Below are 22,167 nucleotides of genomic sequence, written 5' to 3'. Positions count from 1 at the left end.
CCACCGCCTCCGGTTCAGCGCCCGCCGGCGAGCCGGCGGCGGGCGACCACCGCACCGGCGGCGCCGAGCAGCGCGAGAGCACCCACCGACCACATGACCGGCGTGTCGCCGGAGGTACTGCCGTCGCCGGTGGCGACACCCCCTGCGGGTACGGAGCCGGCCGCCGCGCCGCTGACCATGCCGCACGTCGCGGGATCGGTGGCCTCGGCGGGGATGCCGTTGACGCCGACGGACTTCGCGAACGTCGACTCCCCGAGCGCCTCCATGTCGTACGCGCCGTTCTTGTTGGCGTCGATGCCGTGCTGCACGAGATGCAGGTCCTTCAGGTGTTCGATGGTGCCGGCGGGCAGCTCGGCGGCGGGGATGGTGCGCTCGTAGCTGAGGTTGCCCCGCGCGTCGGCCTTCGGCATCCGGTCCACCGCCAGGCCGCTGGCCCTGGTGGTGTCCCCGGTGGTGGTCAGCGAGATGAAGATGTCCCCGTACATCTTCAGGCCCTCCTCGGTGCTGACGTAGCCGTTGCCGTCGGCGTCGGCGGACTTGTCCGGACAGTGGAAGTCCATGCCGTTGACCGCGCCGTGCACGTGCTGGGCGTGCGGCGAGTTCGGCGTCATGCCTGTCGACCGGATCATGACTTGCAGGTCGCCTCCGTCCGTCACGGTCAACGTCGCGGTCCCGGTCGCGCCGGTCTCGTTGAGATCCTGCAACCGGACCTGCACGCTCTCGCCGGCGTGCGCGACGCCCGGAACCGAGAGGGCCAGCGCGGCCACGGGCAGGGCGAGCAGGGCTCGGGAAAGTCTCACAACAGGTCTCCGTCTCCGCCTGGTCACGGCGCTGGTGTCGTTGCTGTCGGGAGGGATTCGTCGCCCACCGCCCGCCGGACTGGTGCCGGATCGCACATTTCTCGACCGGCGACCGGGCCACCCGCCTGTCGCGGTGGCACCGTGCCGTCTGCTGCTTCGGTAACGTCGACGCCAGGGCGAGCGCCCGGACATGCCGATCGATCGGAGGAGACGTGGACGATCGGGTGCGATCACTGGCCCTCGGTGGCGCCTGTGCGGCGTTCATCGCCGTACCTGTTCTCGGCCCGTTGCTCGGCAAGGGCGAACAGACCCGCCGCTTCGACACGGTGATCACCCCACCCGGCTACGCCTTCGTCGTCTGGGCGCCGGTCTTCGCCGGGTGCGCCCTGTCGACCGTAGGTCGGTGCCTGCCCGAAGGTCGAAGCCATCCCGTCAGCCGCCTCAGCGGATGGCCCCGGGCCGGTGCCTACGCGGCGAACACCGCCTGGTCGCTCGCCGCGCAGAGTGATCGGTTCGCCGCGACGCCGTTCCTGCTGTCCGTGGCCGTCGGCTTCGCCGCCGCGGCTCACGTCCGCCTGCAGCGCGCCACCCCCACGACGGCGTGGACGGCCGTCTCGCCGGCCAGCACCGGCCTGCTCCTGGGCTGGACAGCTCTGGCCGGCGTGGTCAACCTCGCGGCGGCCGGGGTCGCCTCCGGTGGGAGCAGGACCGCCCCGCGCACGGTGGCGGCATCCGCAGCCGGCCTGTTCGCCGCCGCCGGCGCGCTGGCCGCCGGAGTCGTCCGGAGCCGGCGGGGTGCACTGCCGCTCGCCGCGGCATCCGGCTGGGGGCTGCTGACCACCGCGCTGGCCATGGGCAGGCCGCGCAGCGTCAGAGTCGCGGCGGAAGCAGGCGTCGTCATGCTCGTGGCCGCCGTCGGGAGCGCGGCGACTCGTCGCGGGTAGCGGTCGCGTCGCGCCGTGATGACCCCGTCCCGGGCGCAGGCGGAGCGTCCGGAGCGAAGGTCCCTCCGGCGGTACGTGAGGTCGAGCCCGCGTCTCCGACCCTCACCCGTGACCTGTCGGTCTCCGACCTTCACGACGACGCGCGCTGACACCGCCGGTCATGCTCGTCGGGTCGACGGATCGACCACTCCGTATCGCCGGAGCGCCCGACGCACCAATCCCAGACCGGCGAGCCCGGGCAGCCTCTCGATCCGATCGTCGAGCTGCCGGATCTCCTGCCAACCGGCCTCGTCGGCGAGCAGGTACCGCATCAGGTGTGAGGTCTCGACCCGAGGCATCCTCGCCGCGTCGGCCGGTGCCCAGAAGTGGCGCAGCGCGAAGCGGGTCAGGCGACGGACGCGCGCCGAGTGGGCCAGCCGGTCGTGGGCCTGGCCTGCGTAGTAGGCGGCATGTCGCATCTCCAGACTCGTCACCCGGTGCAGGACGTCGGTCAGGACGGGGTGCTCCTCCCGTAGGACGAGCCGGTGATAGCAGCTGTGGGTCATCCACTCGTTGATCGCGCCCCACGTCATCCGGATGGCGGTGGCGTCGTCACCGCTGACGCCATGGCGTAGAGCCCACCGGGCCGGCCCCCGGCGACCACGTCGACCGATCCTGCACGGCGCCGCTGTCACAGGCGGCGTGCCGGTCGGGACGTTGTGTGCGGTGAGTACCTTGGCCAGCACCTCCCGATGCCAGTCCTTCTCATAGATCCATCTGGTCAGGATGGCTGTGTCGGTGGGTTCGGTGTGCGCCGGGGCGACCAGCAGGTCGTGCGGATGGCAGAGGTCACACAGATGGCGCAGGCAGCGTAGCCCCCCGGGCGAGAGAGGCTGGCGTCGGAAGACGTCGTAGTCCACGCCGTCGCCGCGGCGGGCAGTCCCACGGGTGTACGGACCGTAATCGAAGGCCATGAACTGCATTCGGAGGCGGCTGCCTGACGGATGGGTCTGTCGTCGACGGCGACGATCACGGCGCTCGCCCGCGCCCGTACCGTTCGGGAGCGAGCGCGGCTGCCGAGTGGTGGTAGGGGATGAGCCGCCACCTGGGTGACACCTCGGCAGAGTGTGGTGGGATACCGCGCATGGGGCGAGTCGCATTCTCCGGTGCTGGAGATGTTGTGGGAGGCGTACGACCCCGCCGCCACGCTGGGTGGAAGGTTCGGCTTCAGCGGCGGTGAGTCGGCTGGCCGGTGGGTCGCCGACATGCTCGACGAGCACTGGGGTGTTCGGGTCGACTCCTGTGAGCGGATCGTGATGAGCAGCGGCAACGCGCTCGCGTGGGTTGACACACCCGTGGGCCGGCTGATTGCGAATGGTCGGTGGTGCGCGACCGTTTCCCGAGGCTCGCGAAGATCGCGCCTATTACGAGTTGGCTGGACGGACGGGGTCTGCCGGTTTCGGCGCCCGTTCCGGCGCGGGACGGGCGCCTTCAGGTCGAGGCCGGTCACGCCTCGATGAGCTTGCAGCGGGTGATCGCGGGCGAACTCCTCGACCCCTCTGATCTGGCCCAGGTGCGGGCGGCCGGCGCGCTTCTGGCCCGGCTCCAGCAGGCACTGGCAGCCTGCCCGCATTCCGATCCGAACCCCGCCTTGGCCTCCTGCACGACGTGACGCGAAGGCGGCGCGGGTCCGTCGGCTGGCGGGCCAGCCCCACGCCGGCGCGCAGCCCGGCGACCAGTCCAGACGGGCCGAAGGTCGAGGTTTGGGCAGGTGCGACCCGGGGATCCAGGTGCTTCCACGCCACGCTCCGGGACCGGCGACGATCAACGTCGCCGGGCCCGAAGCGTGGCTGGGGTGCCGAATGTGCACGACGTTCAGTGCGGTGTCGACACCTCTGGGCCGGAGGTCGACGGGCTTCGGCGCCCGATCGTGAGTTCACTCAGCGGTTGCGCTGACAGATCCGGGTCGTCGCGCAGGAGGCGGCCAAACAGGTGGACAAGCGGCCGGGGCTTCCGTTCGCCAGCATCCACCACCGCGACGTGGACGCCGCGCGTGAGGTCGGCGGGGCTGGCCGCAGGTACCACCAGCATTCGCCGTATGGCAGCTCGGAGACGTACGGGAAAATTCCTGACGTCCGGTGTGGTGCCGCCGCCGGGAGGCTGTCGTCGTGTGGTGGGCCTCGATCCGGGTACACGTCGCACCCGGCGGTCGTGCGAGGACGGGGGAGCTGGTGACGGAGCAGGAGCGAGCGCAGGTTCTGGTAACGGCGTTGACGACCGAGCACTTCGTGCTGCAGACATCGCGTTCGGCAACGGTCGCGGAGTCGGTGGGTCGCGCCACCGTGTTCCTGTCGACGCTGTCGGCTGGGCTGATCGGGCTCGGCTTCGTCGCCGGCAAGGGTACGGTCACCGCGGCGTACCTGGCCGCCGTGATGCCCACGCTGTTGGTCGTGGGGTGGCTGACCTTCGTACGCCTCACCCAGACCACCGTGGAGAACGCGGTGGACCTCCAGCGGATCCGTCGCATCCGCGCGTACTACCACGAGCAGTTCGAGCCGGACGGCCAGTTCTTCGCCGACGCCGTCGCCCCGGGCGGCAACGCACGAGTGGCTTGGGCGGCGACCGGGGTGCCGCCGAGCCGGTTCGCGATGCTCTACACCGCTGCCGCCATGGTGGCAGCGATCAATTCCCTGCTCGCCGGCGCTGCCGTGGCGCTGCTGCTGGCTCTGGCCAGAACCGCATTCGTGACGGGCATCAGTGCCGGCGTCGTGATCGCTGTTCTCGCCTTCGTGGCGCAGATCCGCTTCCAGCGGCGGGTCATGTCCCGCCTACCCGAACCGTGAGTCGACACCCACGACGCCTGGGCCAGTGACCGTTGCGACGCGACGGTCGGAGCCGGTGGCATGGCGCTCTGCGTGGTTGCGGCCCCACGTATCCTGCTGCCCCCGCTGGGCTACCGAATCGTGCGGGCTTGCCTGCCGGTGTCCTACCTGCGTTCGCCCGGCGAAGTGTGACGAGCTTCGGCGGATGTGGTGGCTGACTCGTCGTCCGATAGATCCATCGGTCCCGGCCGCTGGTGGGCGTGACGGGCCGGTCCGGAGTCGACCGGTTCAGGAGGCTCCGTCATGGGCGGCTGTCGCGCCGCCTGCGCCCATCCCTGGTCGCTGGGCACGGGCCGTGCCGGGGCACCTGCGGGCGGCACCGAAGCGGCAACGCGGGGTTGTACCCGGCCTGGGTCGCGTCGCGCCAGCCGGGATCGACTTCGGGGTGAGTACGGGCAGGGAGGGGCGCGATCCGGCCCGACACTCCGGCGGGAACGCATTCCGGATCCGGTAGCCGATGACCCTCCAGATCCGGTCGGACGCTGAGGCGCGGAGCGCCTCGGGCCCGACCGGTCGGTCGGGCCCGAGGCGCTCGGTCAGCCGGTGACGGCGGTGAGCGCCGGTAGGTATCCACCGGAGTAGCCGCTGGCCCTGGGGTGGTAGGACTCGACGACGGGCAAGGTCGTGCCGTTGATCCAAGGGCTGCTGGCGCACACACCGTGTCCGGCGAAGCGGCCCCGCACGTCGGCGTAGGTGAAGCCGGCCGCCGACGCGCGGCCGGAGATGACGCCGGACATGGTGTCGGCGCCGCCGTTGAGCAGGCCCCGCTTGTACGCATTGATGCTGCCGAAGCCGCAGGAGCCGAGTTCGAACAGGCGCGGGTAGCCGAGCACGACAACCCGCGCGCCGGGCGCGCGGTTGCGGATCGCCCGGTAGGTTTCGTCGAGGCGGCCGGGCAGCGTGTTGGTGATGTAGGACTTGGCGTTGTTGACGGCGGTGAGGCATCCGCTGTCCGAGCCGAGGCGGCAGGTGGTGACGACGTCGGCGAAACCGGCGTCGTTGCCGCCGATCGAGATCGTGACGAGATCGGTGCCGGCGTTCAGCGCGGCGAGCTGGTTGTTCAGCACCTCGCGCGTGGTGGCGCCGGAGCAGGCGACGAACTGGAAGCTCGCCGGTGCGTGGCTGTTGGCCCACAACCTCGGGTACGCCTGCGGGCTGCGCCGGCACGAGCCGCTGCCGCTGTCGTAGTTGTTGGTGCCGACACCGGAGGAGTAGGAGTCGCCGAGGGCGGTGTAGTCCGTGCCGGCGGCGGAGGCGGGGGCGGCGAGACCGAGGCTGAGCAGCAGGCCGGTGGCGAGACTGCCGAGAAGCGCCAGGGGGCGACGGGTCATGCGGGACCTCCAGGGGGATGGGGCCCACTTCGTAACACGTCGTCTACTGGCTAGTAACAATTATCGGAGTCGATTCCATGGCTGGCGCTTTTTGTCGCAGCCGGCCTTGCCGTCGATGAAATCTATCGAGCAAAATGGATGGGTTCATGGTCTGGTGACGGCGAGGGCGGCCGCCCGCTCCGCCTTGACCGACGGGCCTCAGGTCAGCGGTTCGCGCCAGTTGCTGCGCTGCCGGACGTCTGCTCCGGGATCGCCGTGATCCTGGAGCCGCAGTCGCCCGCCGGTTGCCGTCTCGGCGGCGCCACCGCCGCGCGGGCCGGTGACCTCGGTGTCGTCGTGTACCGGCACACCGTTGCACCGCAGGCTCATGCGCGCCTGTCCGGGGGCCGACGGCCCGCTCCGGCCGCCGGGGAGAGACATCGATTACCGGCTACGGCCTCAGCAGCACATGCCTCAGCACGGATAGCCGGTGCGAACCTTGTCGAAGGCGGCCTCGCGGGTCAGGCCGGTCTCGCTGACGCTGGTCGGCCCATTGCGGGCGGACCGGCCGAGCTGCATCGGTTCGATCACGGTGCGGCGGATCTGGTACCTGTCGCCGTCGGTCGTTCTCTCCGCTCGAAGGCCGACCAGTGTCAGGCCGTCGCTCCCGCGTAGGCATCCGACGCCGGTGCCGGACCGGGCGAACCCGTTGTCGAACCGGTACTGCTCGCCCTCGGCGTTGCGCGTCACGACCACTCGGCATCCGACGAACGCGAAGAGGTATGCCTGCCGCGAGCCGCCGAGAAGGATGAACGACGAGCCGTCGGCGATGAGGAAGCCGTGCGGTTCCAGTTCGCTGGGTTCGGCGACGGAGAAGCGGGTGGAGGTGGTCAGGCCGGTCGCGGTCCGGACCCCGATGCTGTTCTCCCCGTCATCGACCAGGAACAGCGTGTCCCGCCGGCCGTCATGGTCGAGGTCGCCCGTCGATACGCTGCGGGAACCCGGCGGGATCCGATCCTCGTTCGCCGGACAGCCCGGCCCGGTGCCACTGCCCGGGGCGCCGGCGGTCGGCGTGGCGGGGCTCGGCGTGCCCGTGGTCGTGGCGGTGCCCGGCGTCGTGGGTGCCGCCGGGGCGGCGGCCTCCTCCCCGGTGCAGCCGCTCAGCCCGGTTGTCCCGAGGATGACCAGGGCTGTCGCCAGCATGACGGTGGGGCGTCGCATCCTCTTCCTCTCCTCGACGGCACGTGTCCGGCGAACGTGCTCACGTGGGGCTCAGTGCCCCGTCCGGGTGGAGCCCACTCCTACCGTCCGGTGACGCATCGGGGCGGCGAGAACCTTCCGGGGAGGCGTCGCACGCCGGGGGAGTCGCCCACGCTGCGACGGGGTAGGAACCGGGGCGTGACGCAGACGGTTGGGATGGTGCGGCGGATGATCGAACGCGGGCCGGGTGGAGGAGTCGTGGGGCTTCTCCTGCTGGCGGCGCTGCTTGGCGGCTGCCGGGCCGGCGAGCCACGGGACGCCGGCCGCCCGGGCGCCGGCGGCGACGGCCACGCGTGGACCGACCGCAGTCCCGGTGGCGAGGATCGGCACACCGTGGCGGCGGATCGGGGTGACCTGCGTTCCGCCGTCTTCGTGCTGGTCGACGGCGCGGACGCGGTGCGCGTGCGGACCGCCGATCTCGGGGACGACCTGTACCGGGTGTCGACGCCGACCGGCGCGAAGGTCCGGCCGGCGGTGTCGGTGTCCGACGGCACCGTGACGGCTGGTCTTGCCGCCGCCGGCGGCGCGGGTCCGGCATTGGTCGAGGTGGCGCTGCACGACGACGTGCGGTGGCGTGTCCGGCTCGGCGGCGGCGCCCAGGAGGAGGTGCTCGACCTGCGTGGCGGCCGGATCGAGGAGGTCGAGCTGACGGCCGGCACGAGCCGCGCGGAGGTCACGTTGCCGCCCGCCGAGCGTACGGTGCGGCTGGCGATGACCGGTGGGGCGAGTCGGCTGCTGGTCCACCTGGCCGGCGACGCGCCGGTGCGGGTTCGGGTGGCGGGCGGTGCCGGCCGGATGAGCGTGGACGGTGCCGAGCGAACTGGAGTGGCCGGCGGCACGGTGCTCACGCCCAGCGGTTGGGACACCGCGACCGACCGGTACGACGTCGACGCGGTCGCGGGAGTCTCCGACCTCGTCGTCGACCGCACATGACCGAGCCTGCCCCACCGACGCGAGCACGCTTGACCGGCAGGGATGACGGCCGCGTCGCCACCGGTTCGGACGGTGTTCACCGTGCGGTGGCCCGCACGGGGAACGAGCGGCGTTGAATGGCGGTGAGCACTCCGCCGTCGGAAGGTTCACCGTGGCGCTGCCGTTGCCCGAGGGTCTGCTGTTCGCCGGGTGGATGATCGCCCTGGCCTGCGCCGCTGCCGGTGGATACGCGATCCTCGCCCATCGCGAGTCCTCCCGGCCGGCGACGATGCTGCGGGCGGGGCGGTATGCGGTCATGGTGGCGGCGACGGGACTCGTCGGCCAGGCCGCCTGGGCGTTGCTCACCGTGCTCCTCGACCGGTGACGTCGGACGACAGGCGGCGATCAGTGGCGGTGGCGGCGTCGGTGGGAACGGTGTGATACGACGCTGACACTGGCGACGACCGCGGCGGCGGTGACGAGGCCGGCTAGGGGCACGGCGAGTGGGCCGGTGAAGCTTGCCGCCAGGGTGAGCGCGGCCGCGGTCGGTGCGATGAGCTGCTCTGTCCGACCTCGTTTGTAGTGGCGGGTCTGCAGGAGCCAGACGGCGAGCACGAACATGGCGGTGGGCGCGGTCACCGCGACAGCGACGGCGGTCACGTCGGCCGTGCCGCGTCCGACGGCGTGCTCGAAGGCTGCCTCCAGGCCGGCGCCGACCGCCGCGGCGGAGGCGAAGACCACGTAGTGGCCGTAGCCCCAGTTGAAGCCGGATCGGCGGTCGAGCAGGCGGTCGCGCCCGGGCACGGCGAAGTAGATCGACCAGAACGAGAAGACGATCAACAGGCCACCGGCCGCGATCGGCAACAGTTGGTCGAGCTGGTCGGCGCCGTCCACGGCGGACTGCAGCGCCACCGAGGCGGCGGCGATCGTCTCACCGAGCACAATGATGGTGAACAGGCCGTACCGCTCGGCGATGTGTCGGGGGTTCCACGGGGTGGGCCGTCCGCGTTCGGCGGCCGGAGGCACGCTGAGTTCGGCGGCGGCCGTGGCGACGAACAGCCACGGCTTCACCGGCACCGGTACGGCGACCAGCAGCAGGCAGCCGAACTGTCAGATCCTCGATCGGGATGGGGCCGGCCAGCGGCTGCCCGCGAAGGTGCCGGTCGAACAGGGCGAGCACCTGCTTGCGGGCGACGGGTGCCGCGTACTCGAAGGGGGTGGCGACCGCGTCGAAGTCCAACTCCTCGACCAGGTCGCGCGCCTGACGCGACTCGTCCTGCGAGAGCGGGATCTGGGCGTGGTAGGACAGCCCCACCGGCATTTACCCGGCAAGCTCCACCTTGATCAGGTCGCCGCCGAACAGGATCCCGCGCCGCTCGTCGTGCAGCACGCTGTGCCCGGGGAGGTGGCCGCCGGTGCGGTACATGGTCAACCCGGGCGCGAGTAGCTGCCGGTCGTCGGTCGGCAAGTGACCTGGAACGCCTTGGTCCAGGCCAGGTCGTGGATGCCGATGGCGAGCAACGGTGGGGCCAATTCGTCCTGGAGCTGCCACAGGGCGCCGTACCCGTGCACGTGGCTGGCGCCGAGCGCCACCAGGCCGCCGCAGGCGCGCAGGTCGGCGAGGGCCGCGGCCGGATACCGACCGGCCGCCTCCCAGCCGACCAGGCCGACATCGGTCTCGATCACTCAGCCGCTGCTGCCGAGACCGAGCCGCGGCTCGCTCCAGTAGCCGGTCACCCCGGGCGCGACGACGGCCGAGCGGGCCTGCCCTACCGCCACCTCGTCAGCGCTGAGGAACCGCCGGCCGTCGGAGGGCAGCGCGTTGCGCATGTCGGTGCAGACCGGACAGGACGGCGGGCGCGCGAACCAGCGCTGCCAGTGGCCGCAGGCGTACGGGAGCAGAGGCACGTCAGTTACCCGGCTATCGCCGTGGTCGCCACGGTGCCACCCAGTCCGACCACCGCGACCCCGATGTGCTGCTGCGTCATGCTGCCTCCCGATTCGACCGGGTCGTCCGACCTGGGCCGCCGCGTACCCGCGCGACGCCCCGCCAGCCATGCACATCCGTCGAACTTACCGTCCATGCGCCGATCCGTCGATGCCGGAAAGGAACGGTGGCCTGCGGCCAGGATGCAGATGGCGGCGTCACCGGTCGTGGTGGCGGTCACCCGGGGAGGTCTGCTGGTGAGGGTGCTGATCTCGGGCGGAGTGGGGTTCATCGGTAGCACGGTCGCCTCGGCGTTGACCGATGCGGGAAACACGCCGGTGGTGCTGGACAACCTCGTCATCGGGCGGCGGGAGATCTGCCGCGGACGGGCGTTCCAGCTCGGCGACGCTGGAGTTCGTCGACCGGCTGCTGGCGCACGGCGTACACCGGTTGATCTTCAGCTCGTCGCGGCGATCTACGCCCCCGACGCCGACATCGGCGTCGACGAGACGTCGCCGCTGGCGGCCGGCAGCCCGTACGCGCAGACCAAGCTGGTGGTGGAGCGGATGCTCGCCGACATCGCGGCAAGCAGCCCGCTGCGGGTGCTGTCCCTGTGCTACTTCAACCCCATCGGCGCGGACCCGGCGCTGCGTACCGGGCTGCAGACCTCCGTGCCGTCGCACGCCCTGGGCCGGCTGATGCTCGCGCACCGAGCCGGTGTGCCGTTCGCGGTCAACGGGTTCGACTGGCCCACCCGCGACGGCTCAGGACTTCGCGACTACGTGCACGTCTGGGACCTGGCTGCGGCACACCTGCGGGCACTGGAACGCTTCGATGACATCTTCGCCGTCGGTGCCGCTCCGCACGTGGCTGTGAACCTGGGCAGCGGCACCGGCACCACGGTGCTGGAACTGGTCGCGGTGGTCGACCGGCCGGTCCTGGTTCGGGAGGCGCCGCGTCGGCCCGGCGACGCCGCCGGCGCGTACGCCCGGGGTCGCCGGGCCCGTGAGTTGCTGGGCTGGCGGGCGCGACGTGACCTCGCCACCGGCATCGCCGACTCACTGGCCTGGCACGACCGGCGCGAGCGGCTTCTCGGGGATCTGGCACCGCGCCGTCGGCAGCTCGCCGGCTGATCGATCGGACCTTCGGGCGCGCCGAGTCGGGCACCATGGGTCGCCGCATCATCGGAGGGTGGGGCGGTAGACAAGCTCCTGGGTGTGGCCGTCGAGGGTCCGGCTCTCGAGCAACTCCAGGTCGAAGTCGTCCGCGCCGTGCAGAACGGGGCTGGTTCCGCTCCGTCCGGATATGACGGGGAAGATGGTCACCTGGAATCGGTCGACCAGTCCGGCGGCCATCAACGCCCGGTTAAGCGACAGGCTGGCCTGCGAGCGTAGCGGCACGTCCGACGTCTGCTTGAGCTGGGCGACGATGTTCACGGCATCGCCGCTGACGATGGTCGCGTCCGGCCAGCCGAGGGTGTCGTGCAACGTGGAGGAGATCACGGTGGCGGGCATGCGCATCAGCCGGACGTTCCACTCGTCCGAGGAGTGAGGGTCGAGGCCCGAGGTCATGATCTGTGCGACCTCGCGGAGGGTGGTGGCGCCGTAGACCATCCGTTGTGGGGTGCCGAAGAGGGCAGCGCGGTGTTCGAGCAACTCGGGGCCCTGCTTGCCCCAGTAGCCGCCCCAGTCGCCGGTCCGGTCGTAGGAGCCGTAGCCGTCGACGGTGGAGAAGACATCCCAGGTATACGTGGCGGTCATGACAAAATTCTCGTCTCTGTTGTGGAAGGGCGGCGTGGACGTCCCGCTCTCCGCGTCTGCGTACCCGATCGCGAGCGTGCCACGAGTCGGTCGGAGGCATCCAGCGCTCGGTTCCCCCGCGGTTGAGGCGGCGCCTGCGCCGTTTTCGGCCAGCTTCCGGCGGGCGCAGTACCGGGACCTCGCCGCGCGGTCCGCACGCCCCCGAAGCGGGATTCGGGCACCTGATGACGGGTAAGGACTCGTGTGGCTGACGACCGGCGGAACGGGCGCGCCGCCGACGCGGCGTGGCGCGCGGCGGCCGAACACGGTGAGCGGGACGTCGTGAGCGCGCGGCGGCGCGGTCAGGCCGCCGGCCGGGTCCGCCTCCGTCAGACGGAGGTCATCCTGGTGATCTCGGTCCAGGCCGGTCTGGCGGCTGCCCCCGCCGCCGTTCTCGCCGACCACCTGCTCGGCCCGGGGGCGCACGTGTTCGCGCCGTCCGCGGCCGTCGGCACCATCGCGACGGCCATCGGGCAACGCGCGCGGCGTACCGTCGAGTTGCTGGCCGGCGTCGGGCTCGGGATCGCCATCGGCGACGGGTTGCGGTTCCTGCTCGGGTCGGGCCCGTGGCAGACCGGGGTGATGGTCGCTCTGGCGATCGCCGCGGCTCTGCTGCTCTCCGGCCGGGGTAGCGCCCTCGTCGGTCAGGCCGGCGGCACGGCGGTGCTGATCGCCACGCTCGCACCGATGGAACGCGGGCTCGAGCTCCCACGGATCTTGGACGCCCTCGTCGGTGCGGTCGTGGGCATCGCCGTCGTCACCCTGCTGCTGCCGGTCAACCCGCTGCGCATCCTGGACAAGGCCACCAAGCCGATCTTCGACTCGTTGTCCGGTCAGCTGAACCGGGTTGCGCGCGCGCTGGTCGACCGGGACGCCGAAGCCGCCGTACGGGTGCTCGAGGAACTCCGCAACCTCGACGACGACCTCGGTCGGATGCACGAGGCGCTGGCCGGCGCCGACGAGGTGGTCACGCTCGCACCGGTCCGTTGGCGCCGCCGGCAGCAGTTCCACCGGTACGCGGACATCGCCCAGCACCTGGAGCGCCTGGTCGTTGACGCGCGTGGCATGTCCCGCTGGGCAGCGAACGCGCTGCAGTATCGCGAGCTGATGCCCTGGTCGTTGCCCCGGGGGATCGCCCGCCTCGCCGATGCCATCGACCAGCTACGGCGGGAGAGTCACCGCGGAAGCGGCCACGCGCACAGCCGGGACATGGCCCGACAGGCGGTCGAGTTGGCCGCGGCGGCCCGGAGCGGCGGCCTGCGCACGTACGGCGACGGCCTCGTCGCCGACCTGCGGACGGCCGCCAGCGACGTCCTTCGGGCGACCGGTTGTCCATCGCCCGAGGCGAACCGGATCGTCCGTGCGGCGGCCGACGCCGGGACGACGGCTACCTGAGCTCTCGAAACGGACGACGGAGCGGGGAGAATGTGGTGGGGCGCCACCGGCGCGCTTCCGGGGCGGGCCGCACCACGCCGGCTCACCATCGCAGCGGCACGCGACCCGCGGCGATGAGGCCGAGTCGGCGGGCTGCGCTCATGAGCTGTGCGATCCTGCGGCCGTCGCCCGTCGGGGGCAGGCTCCCGGCCGGCACACCATAGGCCGCGATCACGCCCGAGACCAAAGCCGTCGTGGTCCAGCCGACCGGCACCTCGATCAGGCCGCCGGCGAAGGGCAGTCCCGTCGGGTCGTGAAGCGCGAAGCCCATGGCGTGCCGGCGCGCGTACCATCCGGGTGCCGGCGGTGGCGACGCCGCGTGCCCCCACCGGGCGAGCCCGAGCACGATCGCGGCCTCGACCTGCGCCTCGTACACGTGTCCGTTCAGGGCCTCGGTCATCGCCGGGCGCCCCGGCGCGAACCACACCACGGCCGGCGACCGATCGACCGCGTCGGACCGGCGCGGTAAGAGGAGCACCCGGACCGCGCCCGGTTCAGGGGTCCGCCGTCGAGCGGTCTCAGCCTCCGCGAGCATCCACGCGTCACTCACGTGGTCCCGCTGACGCGCCCGGGGAGCTGCGGTCGGATCGCTCGCGTCGTACACCACGTGACGTAACGTACCGAACACCCGCGGGGATGTCCGAGTCTGATGGAACACCGTCGGGCCCGAACCTCATGGACACGGTCTCGGGCGCCGCACCGTCCTGCCATCGTGACGAATCCAGAATGTCTCCGGGTTGACCGCGCTCCGGTGCGGTACCGTGCCCTGCGCACTGATCGCCACGGCGGATACGGCCGGACGAGCCGCCCCACTGTCGTTTTCCGCAGATTGCGTACCGTGACATTCTGATTGGGTTCCTGGCCTGCGGTTCACTCCCGATGCTCAGGCCGGGGCACCGGCCCGGCCTGTTCGCCGGTCAGCGCTTTCCGTCAGTCCGTCCCGTTCGCAGAAGTTACCGTCGCGGATGCGGGGCGCACCCTTCCAGGAGGGACCACGGATGTGAACATGCCGCATCGGGAGTCTGACGCGCCACGGGAACTCACGATCGACTTCTTCGTCGGTGAGCGGCTGATGCGCCGCCTGCGCCGAACCGCGGCGCCGATGTCTGCGAAGCGGCGGCACCTTCCGGTCGTGCCCGACTGGTACTGCGGCGACTGCGCCCAACCCTGGCCGTGCCGAGCCGGTCGCGATCGCCTCAGGGACGAGCACCGCCGTGCGCCCGGAGCCGTCTTCCAGTACCTCGGCGTCTGCTACACGCGGGCTCTGACCGACCTACCCGCGGAACCGACCCGATACCTGCACGCACGGTTTCTGGGCTGGATACCGCGTCGTCGGACGCCCAATTCCGTTCCCGATCGGAGGTACGGAAGAGACGTGCCGTCGAACTGAGCCCAGCGCGAGCACGAGGGGGACCGGCAGGAGGAGGCTTGAGGTGAGCAGCCGCGGTGCCTGTCCTCGCCGCAGGCGGCGGCCGACGCGGCGGAGCAGGCGACACGGTCAGGCCTCATCCTCCGTCGCTTCCAGGCCAGGTCAGGTGGAGCAGGGCGGTGTCGTCGTTGTGTCGGCCGTCGTCGCCGCGCCTGATCTCGGTGAGGAGAGCGGTGAGGAAGTCGCCGGGATCGGTGGTGACGCTCAACCTGCCGGCGAGGTCGACGAATCGTTGCTCGCCGAGCCGGGTTCCGTCCTCGGCGAACCCTTCGTAGGCTCCGTCGGTGTAGAGCAGCAGTCCCGCGTCTTTCGGAAGGGTGACGATGGACTCCTGCCAGCGGCCCCGTCCGGGGAACATGCCCAACCCGAGGTGGTGACGGATCGGCGCGGGGTAGGCGCCGTCGGGTGTGATCACCAGGGGTGCGGGATGGCCGGCGCTGACGACGACCACCGTCGAGCGGTCCGGGGTGACGCGGATGGTGCAGGCGGTGGCGAACATCGCCTCGCGTGGTCGTTCGGCCACCAGCACCTGTTCCAGCAGCCGCATCCGGGAGGTCTTGTCCACTCCGGCCAGGGTCAGGGTGCGCCATCCGACGCGGAGGCCGACGCCGATCGCGGCCTCGTCCGGGCCGTTGCCGCAGACGTCACCGATGACGGCGTGGATCGTGTGGTCCCTGTCCTGCACCAGGTCGAAGAAGTCACCGCCGAGCAGCGATCGTCCTCGCCCCGGTACGTATCTGCTGGTGACCGCCAACGTGGGATCGGTGATCAACGGTGTCGGGAGCAGGCCCCGCTGCAGCCGGAGGTTCTCGCTGGCCTGCATGCGGCTGTCCCGCAACTGCCGCTGCGTGACGACCACCCGGCGGCGCTGAACGGCGTACTCGACGGTGCGCCCGAGAAGCGTCCCGTCGATCTGGCCCTTGATCAGGTAGTCCTGGGCGCCGGCGGCGACGGCTGCCGTGGCCGTGGCGGCGTCGGCCAGGCCGGTGAGCACCACCACGGCCGCGTCCGGCCATCGGTGCAGCACCTGCCTGAGCGCCGCCAACCCGCGGCTGTCGGGCAGGTGCAGGTCAAGCAGTACACAGTCCGGCGTCGAGGTGGTGGCGGCGGCCTCGGTCAGGCTGCTGGCCTGCGCGAACCGGGTGCCCAGGCCGCTGTCCGCCAGCAGTTCCCGGGTGAGCAGCGCATCGCCGGGATCATCCTCGATGAGCAGGACCGCGAGATCTACCGCTGCGGACGATGACGCCGGACGCCCGACCGTCGACGGTGCGGCGGTGGACGGCGCCACCGGCCGGTCGGCGTCACTGAGCACGGCAGATCCCCTTCTCCCCGGCTGCGACATGGATGCTGACGTCAGCGCGATGCGTGATCCGCTCGTCCGGTGGATCCCAGCCATTATCACCTTCGCTCACGCCGTCGGATACGCCGCCGGCGTCGATGTGGCCGCGCCGCCCGACGACGTTCGCCCCAGCGCCGGTCGAGGGCCGGTCCGGGAACGAAACGAAGCGAGAGTCAGACGCCCGACGCGGACTCGCAGTCGAGGTCGATGATTGGCGACGGGACTGGCGGGGCATCAGGAAGGTAGATCCGATCGGGTTCGAGTGGCAGCGATCCCCGTGCTCGATCGCGAGGAAGAGAGGTCCCCTGCCGCTTCGGGCGGCAGGGGCTCTCCTTCGCGGCGGATGATCCTTGGTCGAAGCCCCGGCAGCCGCGTTGCGTGGTAGCGGCGCCGAAGTGACAGGCGCGAGGTACGTCTACGCGTCGTGAGTCAGCCCTCACCGATTCGCTGTCCGCACCCCGCCGTGGTGGTCAGGGTCGATCGTGCTCGCCATCGTCCAGTGAAGCGGTGTACGTGCAGGCGTAGTAGTCCCCGACACGCTGACGGAACCCTGCGGTGTCGAAGTCCGCCTCGTCGTACCGAGGGGAGTTCTTGATCTGCTCCTTGGTGCGGTCGACGAACAGGGTGCGTGCGTCGTGGTCGGCGTAGGCGACGGTGCCCGCGGGCAGAAGCACTTTGCGACCGAAGATCCAAGGACCGGTGTCCACGACGAGCAGGGCGTCGCCGACGTCGTAGCTGGCCCGGTCGACCGAGCCGATCTGTCCGTCGGTGGCCTCCACCCAGTAGCCCACCATGTCGGCGTGCGGGCTGCCGGCCGAGCGGCCCGCGTCCGGATCCTCGGTGCCGCGGGCAGCGTCGAGAAAGCTCTCGCGCCACGTCCAGGGGGTGAACGGCTGCACAGCGACCTCCGGTCCTGACGAGCGTCGTTCCTGCTCCGGTAAAGTACCCAGGGTCAGGTGGGCTGACTCCGTCATGGGGGCGCGTAGCACCCCTGCCCGGCCGAGGAGATCAGGCGGGCCGGTCGAGGGGGATCTCCGCCCACACCACTTTGCCGGGCCGGCCGTCGTCGATGGTGTGCGCGCCCCACTCGCGCGCCATGGCCTCCACGATCAGCAGGCCCCGCCCGCCGATCCGATGCGGGTCCGGCGCGAGACGTCGGGGTTGCCGGGTGGAGTTGTCGAACACCTCGACGAGGATCGCGTCCGCCTGACGCGTCAGCTCGAGCTTCCCACCGTCGTCGGTGTGCCTGATGACGTTGTGCATCAGTTCCGTGATGACGGCGAGCGCGTCGTCGGCGACATGCGCGGCGTCCCAGTCGGCAAGGATCTTCCGGGCAGCCTGGCGGACCGGCGCGCTGTCAGCGCTGCCTCCGAAGGGCATCCGCACCGAGTCCATACCGAACACCTACCCCGCTCCACCGCATCCGTACCGTAGTCGATCATTCTGGCGTCGGCGAACCGGGCACTGCCCGCGTCCCGACCGCGCCGTCACCGCACGTTCGGGCGACCCCGGCGTGGATCGAGCAGTCCATGCCACCTGACCCGGATCAGGTGAGCGCCGCTTCTCAGCCATCGAGCAGGGGAGTGTCTAGGCTGGTCGACGACGTCGCCGGCCGACAATCCGGTCCGAACGGGCCGCTCCTGTTACCGGATCGTCTCGGCGGGGTACCGGCGAGGGCATGTCGCGTCCTGTCCGCGCGAAGGAGGGCAGAGTGGCGAGGAACGGATCAGCGGCCCACAGCGTGACCGCCGGCAGTGGTCAGGTGCCGCAGCGGCTGCGGCAGATGCGCGCGGCGGCGTGGCGCGGAGTGTTCCGGCGCGCGGCGCAGGGGTTCATGAAGAACAGTTGTACGGACCTGGCGGCAGGTCTGACCTACTACGCGGTGCTGGCGGTCTTTCCGTCCGCGATCGTCGTCGTCGCCCTGGTCAATCTGGTCTCCGAGGGTGACCGCACCGTCGACACGATCGTCGACCTGCTCCGCGACCTGGGGGCCGGGGCGGTGGTGGACCAGCAGTTGCGCGACCTGATCCAGGAGGTGGTGTCGAGCCAGGGTGGCGCGGGGGCGCTGCTGAGTTTCGGGTTGCTGGGCGCGCTGTGGTCGGCGTCGGGCTACGTCGGCGGTTACACCCGGGCGTCCAACGTGATCCACGGGGTGCGGGAGGGGCGGCCCTTCTGGAAGTTGCGCCCGCTGCAACTGCTCATCACCGCGGTGTCGTTGCTGCTCATGGCCGTCGTCGTGGTGATCCTCATCGTGAGCGGTCCGGTCACCCGAGCCGTCGGCGACGCCCTGGACATCGGCGAGACCGCCCGCACTCTGTGGTCCGTGCTCAAGTGGCCGGCCCTGGTGCTGATCGCCATGGTGATGCTGGCGATGCTGGGGTGGCTCGCGCCGAACGTGCAGCCGCCGCGGCTCCGCTGGCTGACCGTGGGCGGCTTCGTCACCCTGCTCGCGGTGGCGATCGTGTCCTTCGGCTTCGGCTTGTACGTGGCCAACTTCGGCTCCTACGACAAGACCTACGGCACGCTCGGCGGGGTGATCGCGTTCCTGGGCTGGCTCTACCTCGTCAACGGCGCCGTCCTGTTCGGTGTCGAGATCAACGCCGAGGTGCAGCGTGGCAGGGCACTGCAGGCCGGTCAGCCCGCCGACGATCCCGTCCTGCCTCCACGGACCGCAGCCGACGGCGACCGCTCCGACGAGGCGACGACGCATGCGGCGCGACCGGGTGAGCGGCCACCCTCGCCGCAGCGGGACGCCGCCGACGACGGCGCTCGTCCCCACTCGGGGGCAGCTATCCTGGCGTTTGCGCCGCGACCGCTGGGGGCATCACGGGAGCAGCCAGACGAGGAGGCCCCGGTGTCGCCAGACGCAACCACCCGTGCACAGGAGTCGCCCTCCGGTACGCCGGAGACGATGTCGACGTCGGAACTGGTCACCCGGGCCGCCGAGCAGGTGAGCACGCTGATGCGTGACGAGCTGGCGCTGGCCAGGGCGGAGATGGTCGCGAAGGGCCGGCGGGCCGGAGCCGGTGGCGGACTGTTCGGCGGCGCCGCGGTCCTGAGCCTGTACGGGTTGGGACTGCTGCTGGCGCTCGCGGTGGTGCTGCTGGACCTGGTCTGGCCGCTGTGGCTTGCGGTCCTGGTCGTCCTGGTGCTCGTGTTCGCCGTGGCCGCGGTGCTGGCGCTGCTCGGCCGTCGGCGGTTGCGCGCGGCGACGCCGCTGGTGCCGCAGGAGGCGGTTTCCGGGGTCGCGGCGGACGTGGACGCGGTGAAGACCGCGGTTCGGGAGGGACGATCGTCATGAGTGAGAGCACACCGACGGACCCGCAGCAGTTGCGGGCAGAGATCGCGCAGACGCGCGCCGCTCTCGGTGACACCGTGGAGGCGCTGGCGGCGAGGACCGACGTCAAGGCCCGCGCCAAGGCCGGCGTCGAGGACGCCGCCGCGCAGGCTCGGGAGAAGGTCACGACGGCGGCAGGTCGCATCGAGGGGGCAGCCGGGGCGGTGCCGCTGGCGGTGGTCGGCGCGGCGGCGGTGCTGGCGGTGCTGGTGGCCCTTCTGGTCCGGCGGCGGCGGGCGTGAGTCACGTCGCGGCGAAGGTCGCGTACCGACCGGTCGGCCTCCTGCTCGGCGTCGGGGCCGGACTGGTGTCGGGGCTGTTGTTCAAGCAGGTGTGGAAGCTCGTCGAGGGCGAACAGGACGCACCACACGCCACCGACCAAGACCGTGGGTGGGGCGAGATCGTCATCGCCGCCGCGATCCAGGGCGCCATCTTCGCGGCGGTGAAGGCCACCGTCGACCGGGCTGGTGCCGTCGCCGTGCACCGGGTCACCGGATACTGGCCAGGCTGACCGGGCACCCGGGTCGCCGCATCGACGTGCGGCAACGGCAGACGACTTCGCGCCTGCGAGAGCAGCACCATCTTCGGCCAAGGGTCAGAGAGGAACACGATGAAGGTCACGAGGTTCGCCGCCGGCCTGGCGGTCGGCTACGTGCTCGGCGCCCGCGCCGGCCGCGGCAAGTACGAACAGCTCACCGGGCAGGCGCAGGCGCTGCGCGCGAACCCGACGGCCGCCCAGGCCCGGGCTGCCATCGTCGAGCTGCTCTCCAAGCCCAAGGTCACCCCTACGCTGCCGACGCCCGAGTAGCGTGTCCGCGCCTCGGGCAGCCGCTGACACCGGCAGGCAGGCCCGCCGGCGCGGCGGTGACGTGCGGAACCGCCGCGTCACACCGCTCGGTCGTCGGTGACGGTCGCCAGCGACAGGTCCTGTGCGGCTGCCTCGATCCAGTCCAGAAGCACCTGGATCCACTGGTCCACCTCCGCGACCCGTCGAGCCAGGTCGGCGAGACGCAGCGACTGCTGCTCCATGACAGCTTCGAAGGTCATGCGACGACCTCGCTCTGGAGGATGGCCTTCGCTCCTCGGCTCTGTGCGGCCATGTCAGTGCCACACCGCCCGTCCGGCCGGCGTGGCCGAGCAGTGGCGGGTGAACCTGCTGAGGAGCGCCGGCGGTGCGGACGATGTCGCGATCACCGTACATGTGTTCGGGAACCGACGAACGCAGCGCCTCTGGCCGGAGGGATGCTGGTCCCACCTCGAACCGGGCTCCGCTCGACCTGCGGGATGGCGCTGTGGCGCGTCACGTGACCGTTCCCGTTGCGGGGGAGTCGTACTTCGCCGCCGTGACGCTGGTCAGGTCGATGCCGGTCGTGTGGCTGGCGTATCTGAGCAGGTAGGCGCGGGCCTGCTCGGAGGTGACGGAGGTGCGGGCGATGATGTGGTAGCCATAGGCATCCTCCAGTGCGACGAGGTTGCGGGCGGCTTCCGCAGCGGGTAGAGCGAGAGTGAAGGCGCCCTGGTCGCTGCCGGCGTCGAGGAGATCCTCGTACAGTTGGGCCTGCCGGTCGTAGAGACTGCGGCGTAGGGCGGCGTGGTCGGGGCGGCGGCGCGCGCGTGGGGAGAACTCGTAGAGCAGGCAGCACAGTTCGTCGTCGGCACCATGAGGCAAGCCGGCGTCGATCGCGGCCGCCAGCTTCCTGGCGTGGTCGATGTGTTGCTCCACCGCGTGCGCTCGTTGGCGGTGGAACCGGTCGGCGGCGTCTTCGAAGACCTGCTGGAACAGGTCGTCGAGGTGCCGGTAGTAGTAGGTGACGGTGCCGGGAGACATGCCCGCCGCATCGGCGATGTCCCGGATCCGCACGCGGGCCAGGCCGTGCTTGACGATCGCGCGGCGAGCCGCCGCGGTGACGTGGGCGCGCTGGTGGTCCTGATCCTTGGGGCGGGCCATCTGTCTCTCCGGTGACGGTGGGCTGCCGGGCCGCCTGCCCACGCTACCAACGCTGTCACCGCTGTGCCGTGCGGTACCGGGGTGGCGTTGACGGGGACCACGGCTTCGTGGTGGTCCGGAGGTGGTCGGCCGGCCGTTGCGACACCGCCGGCACCGGCTGACCGCCGGTGGGGCAGCGGCTGGGCCCTGGTGAGGGCCGGCCGGTGGTCTACGGTGCTCACCGGCCGGCCCTACGTCCGCTCAGTAGCCGTTGGGCGTCAGCACGTCCACGAAGATCGGGTCGGGTTCGGTGCCGCCGAGGGTGATGGTGTCGTACTTGACGTAGCCGTAGTAGGCGTTGGCGTCGATGGCGCGGTTGTTGCCGACGTACACCCCGGTGTGGTCCAGGTCGCCTCCGTAACGGATCCCGTCGTGCGGGTCCGTGTCCCAGAAGATCAGGTCCCCGGGCCTGGGGTTGTTGGTGCGCCGCCCCTGATTGATCTGCCCCTGCAGCCAGTAGTTCAGCTGTAGTCCCCGACCGGTGGCGGCCTTCGTGCCGTCCCAGATGGCGTGGCGGTTGAGGCACTCGCAGTCAACCCTGGCGGTCCCGCACGTCCACCCGTACGCCAGCTTGTAGGGCGTGCCCAGGTATGCCTTGGCGGCGTTCACCACGCTCGTTCGCACGCCGGCCGCCTGAGCCGGACCAGTGGTCACCTGCACGGTGCCGACGGTCATCAGAACGGTTACCGAGGCCACCGCCCCGCCTCGACGAACCGCGTCACGCACTCTGCGTCGAAGATCCATTCCCATTCCACTCCTCACCGTCCCGGCGCCGAGGAGATCCAGCGCCCGAATTCTTCGTTCCGGACAGCAAAGAATAGACGGGTC

General features: G+C 71.2%; 27 protein-coding genes and 1 pseudogene. 12 read left to right on the top strand and 16 right to left on the bottom strand.

From position 1 onward, the window contains the following. Positions 1–14: 14 nt before the first annotated feature. On the bottom strand, positions 15–800 hold the full coding sequence (locus KSK32_RS32180; RefSeq protein ID WP_216928001.1) for a hypothetical protein: 786 nt from the start codon (positions 798–800) through the stop codon (positions 15–17). Positions 801–1,012: 212 nt separating this feature from the next. Here KSK32_RS32180 and KSK32_RS32175 point away from each other — a divergent pair, with 212 nt between their 5' ends. Beyond that, positions 1,013–1,744, top strand: a complete 732-nt coding sequence (locus KSK32_RS32175; protein WP_216928000.1) for a hypothetical protein — start codon at positions 1,013–1,015, stop codon at positions 1,742–1,744. A 158-nt stretch (positions 1,745–1,902) separates the two neighbouring features. Here the strand turns inward: KSK32_RS32175 and KSK32_RS32170 are convergent, their stop codons facing one another. After that, positions 1,903–2,706 carry a hypothetical protein gene (locus tag KSK32_RS32170; protein ID WP_216927999.1) on the bottom strand — a complete coding sequence of 268 codons (804 nt, stop codon included), beginning with the start codon at positions 2,704–2,706 and terminating at the stop codon, positions 1,903–1,905. A gap of 192 nt (positions 2,707–2,898) precedes the next feature. On the opposite strand from KSK32_RS32170, the pseudogene KSK32_RS32165 reads away from it, so the two are divergent. Further along, a pseudogene (locus KSK32_RS32165) lies at positions 2,899–3,362 on the top strand (aminoglycoside phosphotransferase); the annotation flags it as partial. Positions 3,363–3,954: 592 nt separating this feature from the next. Further along, entirely contained in the window at positions 3,955–4,566 is a 612-nt protein-coding gene (locus KSK32_RS32160; protein WP_216927998.1) for a hypothetical protein, read from the top strand. 575 nt (positions 4,567–5,141) lie between these two features. Here KSK32_RS32160 and KSK32_RS32155 read toward each other — a convergent pair. The 3 genes from KSK32_RS32155 to KSK32_RS32145 all read right to left on the bottom strand — a co-directional run bounded on the left by KSK32_RS32155 (position 5,142) and on the right by KSK32_RS32145 (position 7,136). Then, positions 5,142–5,936, bottom strand: a complete 795-nt coding sequence (locus tag KSK32_RS32155; protein WP_216927997.1) for an SGNH/GDSL hydrolase family protein — start codon at positions 5,934–5,936, stop codon at positions 5,142–5,144. A gap of 198 nt (positions 5,937–6,134) precedes the next feature. Beyond that, positions 6,135–6,305 carry a DUF1080 domain-containing protein gene (locus KSK32_RS32150; protein WP_216927996.1) on the bottom strand — a complete coding sequence of 57 codons (171 nt, stop codon included), beginning with the start codon at positions 6,303–6,305 and terminating at the stop codon, positions 6,135–6,137. Between the two features lie 84 nt (positions 6,306–6,389). Then, positions 6,390–7,136: a hypothetical protein gene (locus KSK32_RS32145; RefSeq protein WP_216927995.1), complete on the bottom strand. Its 747-nt coding sequence runs from the start codon at positions 7,134–7,136 to the stop codon at positions 6,390–6,392. A gap of 177 nt (positions 7,137–7,313) precedes the next feature. Here KSK32_RS32145 and KSK32_RS32140 point away from each other — a divergent pair, with 177 nt between their 5' ends. Beyond that, a complete protein-coding gene (locus KSK32_RS32140; protein WP_216927994.1) occupies positions 7,314–8,108 on the top strand; it encodes a hypothetical protein in 795 nt (264 codons plus the stop codon). Positions 8,109–8,259: 151 nt separating this feature from the next. Then, the gene (locus KSK32_RS32135) at positions 8,260–8,472 is read left to right on the top strand and encodes a hypothetical protein (protein ID WP_216927993.1); all 213 of its coding nucleotides are present in this window, start codon (positions 8,260–8,262) and stop codon (positions 8,470–8,472) included. A 20-nt stretch (positions 8,473–8,492) separates the two neighbouring features. Here KSK32_RS32135 and KSK32_RS32130 read toward each other — a convergent pair whose 3' ends face one another. Further along, positions 8,493–9,158, bottom strand: coding sequence for a low temperature requirement protein A (locus tag KSK32_RS32130; RefSeq protein WP_216927992.1), 666 nt, complete (start codon positions 9,156–9,158; stop codon positions 8,493–8,495). On the opposite strand from KSK32_RS32130, the gene KSK32_RS32125 reads away from it, so the two are divergent. Beyond that, positions 9,133–9,534: a hypothetical protein gene (locus KSK32_RS32125; protein ID WP_216927991.1), complete on the top strand. Its 402-nt coding sequence runs from the start codon at positions 9,133–9,135 to the stop codon at positions 9,532–9,534. The genes KSK32_RS32130 and KSK32_RS32125 overlap by 26 nt on opposite strands. On the opposite strand, the gene KSK32_RS32120 is transcribed toward KSK32_RS32125, so the two are convergent. Together KSK32_RS32120 and KSK32_RS32115 are read right to left on the bottom strand one after the other, a co-directional pair. Beyond that, positions 9,516–9,773: a hypothetical protein gene (locus KSK32_RS32120; RefSeq protein WP_216927990.1), complete on the bottom strand. Its 258-nt coding sequence runs from the start codon at positions 9,771–9,773 to the stop codon at positions 9,516–9,518. The genes KSK32_RS32125 and KSK32_RS32120 overlap by 19 nt on opposite strands. Next, entirely contained in the window at positions 9,774–9,995 is a 222-nt protein-coding gene (locus KSK32_RS32115) for a hypothetical protein (protein ID WP_216927989.1), read from the bottom strand. It abuts the gene before it with no gap. 228 nt (positions 9,996–10,223) lie between these two features. Between KSK32_RS32115 and KSK32_RS32110 the strand changes: the two genes are divergently transcribed. Then, positions 10,224–11,147 (top strand): NAD-dependent epimerase/dehydratase family protein, encoded by a 924-nt coding sequence (locus tag KSK32_RS32110; protein WP_254186905.1) that lies wholly within the window; start codon positions 10,224–10,226, stop codon positions 11,145–11,147. A gap of 48 nt (positions 11,148–11,195) precedes the next feature. On the opposite strand, the gene KSK32_RS32105 is transcribed toward KSK32_RS32110, so the two are convergent. Next, on the bottom strand, positions 11,196–11,774 hold the full coding sequence (locus KSK32_RS32105) for a dihydrofolate reductase family protein (protein WP_216927988.1): 579 nt from the start codon (positions 11,772–11,774) through the stop codon (positions 11,196–11,198). A gap of 243 nt (positions 11,775–12,017) precedes the next feature. Here KSK32_RS32105 and KSK32_RS32100 point away from each other — a divergent pair, with 243 nt between their 5' ends. Further along, the gene (locus KSK32_RS32100; RefSeq protein ID WP_216927987.1) at positions 12,018–13,208 is read left to right on the top strand and encodes an FUSC family protein; all 1,191 of its coding nucleotides are present in this window, start codon (positions 12,018–12,020) and stop codon (positions 13,206–13,208) included. An 82-nt stretch (positions 13,209–13,290) separates the two neighbouring features. On the opposite strand, the gene KSK32_RS32095 is transcribed toward KSK32_RS32100, so the two are convergent. The 4 genes from KSK32_RS32095 to KSK32_RS32080 form a co-directional block, all read right to left on the bottom strand. Continuing rightward, entirely contained in the window at positions 13,291–13,854 is a 564-nt protein-coding gene (locus tag KSK32_RS32095) for a hypothetical protein (RefSeq protein WP_216927986.1), read from the bottom strand. A gap of 898 nt (positions 13,855–14,752) precedes the next feature. Then, positions 14,753–15,988, bottom strand: coding sequence for a PP2C family protein-serine/threonine phosphatase (locus KSK32_RS32090; protein ID WP_216935658.1), 1,236 nt, complete (start codon positions 15,986–15,988; stop codon positions 14,753–14,755). A gap of 497 nt (positions 15,989–16,485) precedes the next feature. Beyond that, entirely contained in the window at positions 16,486–16,914 is a 429-nt protein-coding gene (locus KSK32_RS32085; RefSeq protein WP_216927984.1) for a PRC-barrel domain containing protein, read from the bottom strand. Positions 16,915–17,023: 109 nt separating this feature from the next. Further along, the gene (locus KSK32_RS32080) at positions 17,024–17,410 is read right to left on the bottom strand and encodes an ATP-binding protein (protein ID WP_216927983.1); all 387 of its coding nucleotides are present in this window, start codon (positions 17,408–17,410) and stop codon (positions 17,024–17,026) included. A 316-nt stretch (positions 17,411–17,726) separates the two neighbouring features. On the opposite strand from KSK32_RS32080, the gene KSK32_RS35030 reads away from it, so the two are divergent. The 4 genes from KSK32_RS35030 to KSK32_RS32055 all read left to right on the top strand — a co-directional run bounded on the left by KSK32_RS35030 (position 17,727) and on the right by KSK32_RS32055 (position 20,160). After that, positions 17,727–19,316, top strand: coding sequence for a YhjD/YihY/BrkB family envelope integrity protein (locus KSK32_RS35030; protein ID WP_374226736.1), 1,590 nt, complete (start codon positions 17,727–17,729; stop codon positions 19,314–19,316). Further along, complete coding sequence (locus KSK32_RS32065) at positions 19,313–19,594, top strand: DUF3618 domain-containing protein (protein ID WP_216927982.1); 282 nt, start codon at positions 19,313–19,315, stop codon at positions 19,592–19,594. The genes KSK32_RS35030 and KSK32_RS32065 overlap by 4 nt, the downstream gene beginning before the upstream one ends. Beyond that, positions 19,591–19,863: a DUF4235 domain-containing protein gene (locus tag KSK32_RS32060; protein WP_216927981.1), complete on the top strand. Its 273-nt coding sequence runs from the start codon at positions 19,591–19,593 to the stop codon at positions 19,861–19,863. Before KSK32_RS32065 ends, KSK32_RS32060 begins: the two co-directional genes overlap by 4 nt. 99 nt (positions 19,864–19,962) lie before the next feature. Continuing rightward, positions 19,963–20,160 carry a hypothetical protein gene (locus tag KSK32_RS32055; protein ID WP_216927980.1) on the top strand — a complete coding sequence of 66 codons (198 nt, stop codon included), beginning with the start codon at positions 19,963–19,965 and terminating at the stop codon, positions 20,158–20,160. A 77-nt stretch (positions 20,161–20,237) separates the two neighbouring features. On the opposite strand, the gene KSK32_RS32050 is transcribed toward KSK32_RS32055, so the two are convergent. The 3 genes from KSK32_RS32050 to KSK32_RS32040 form a co-directional block, all read right to left on the bottom strand. After that, complete coding sequence (locus KSK32_RS32050) at positions 20,238–20,399, bottom strand: hypothetical protein (RefSeq protein WP_216927979.1); 162 nt, start codon at positions 20,397–20,399, stop codon at positions 20,238–20,240. Positions 20,400–20,652: 253 nt separating this feature from the next. Next, complete coding sequence (locus KSK32_RS32045) at positions 20,653–21,300, bottom strand: TetR/AcrR family transcriptional regulator (protein WP_216935656.1); 648 nt, start codon at positions 21,298–21,300, stop codon at positions 20,653–20,655. Positions 21,301–21,540: 240 nt separating this feature from the next. Continuing rightward, positions 21,541–22,014 carry an NlpC/P60 family protein gene (locus KSK32_RS32040; protein ID WP_216935654.1) on the bottom strand — a complete coding sequence of 158 codons (474 nt, stop codon included), beginning with the start codon at positions 22,012–22,014 and terminating at the stop codon, positions 21,541–21,543. Positions 22,015–22,167: the final 153 nt, after the last annotated feature.

This window comes from Micromonospora sp. WMMB482, from assembly GCF_019038635.1.
In the GTDB taxonomy this organism is placed as follows: domain Bacteria; phylum Actinomycetota; class Actinomycetes; order Mycobacteriales; family Micromonosporaceae; genus Micromonospora; species Micromonospora marina.
This window is presented reverse-complemented; position numbering and strand designations above follow the sequence as displayed.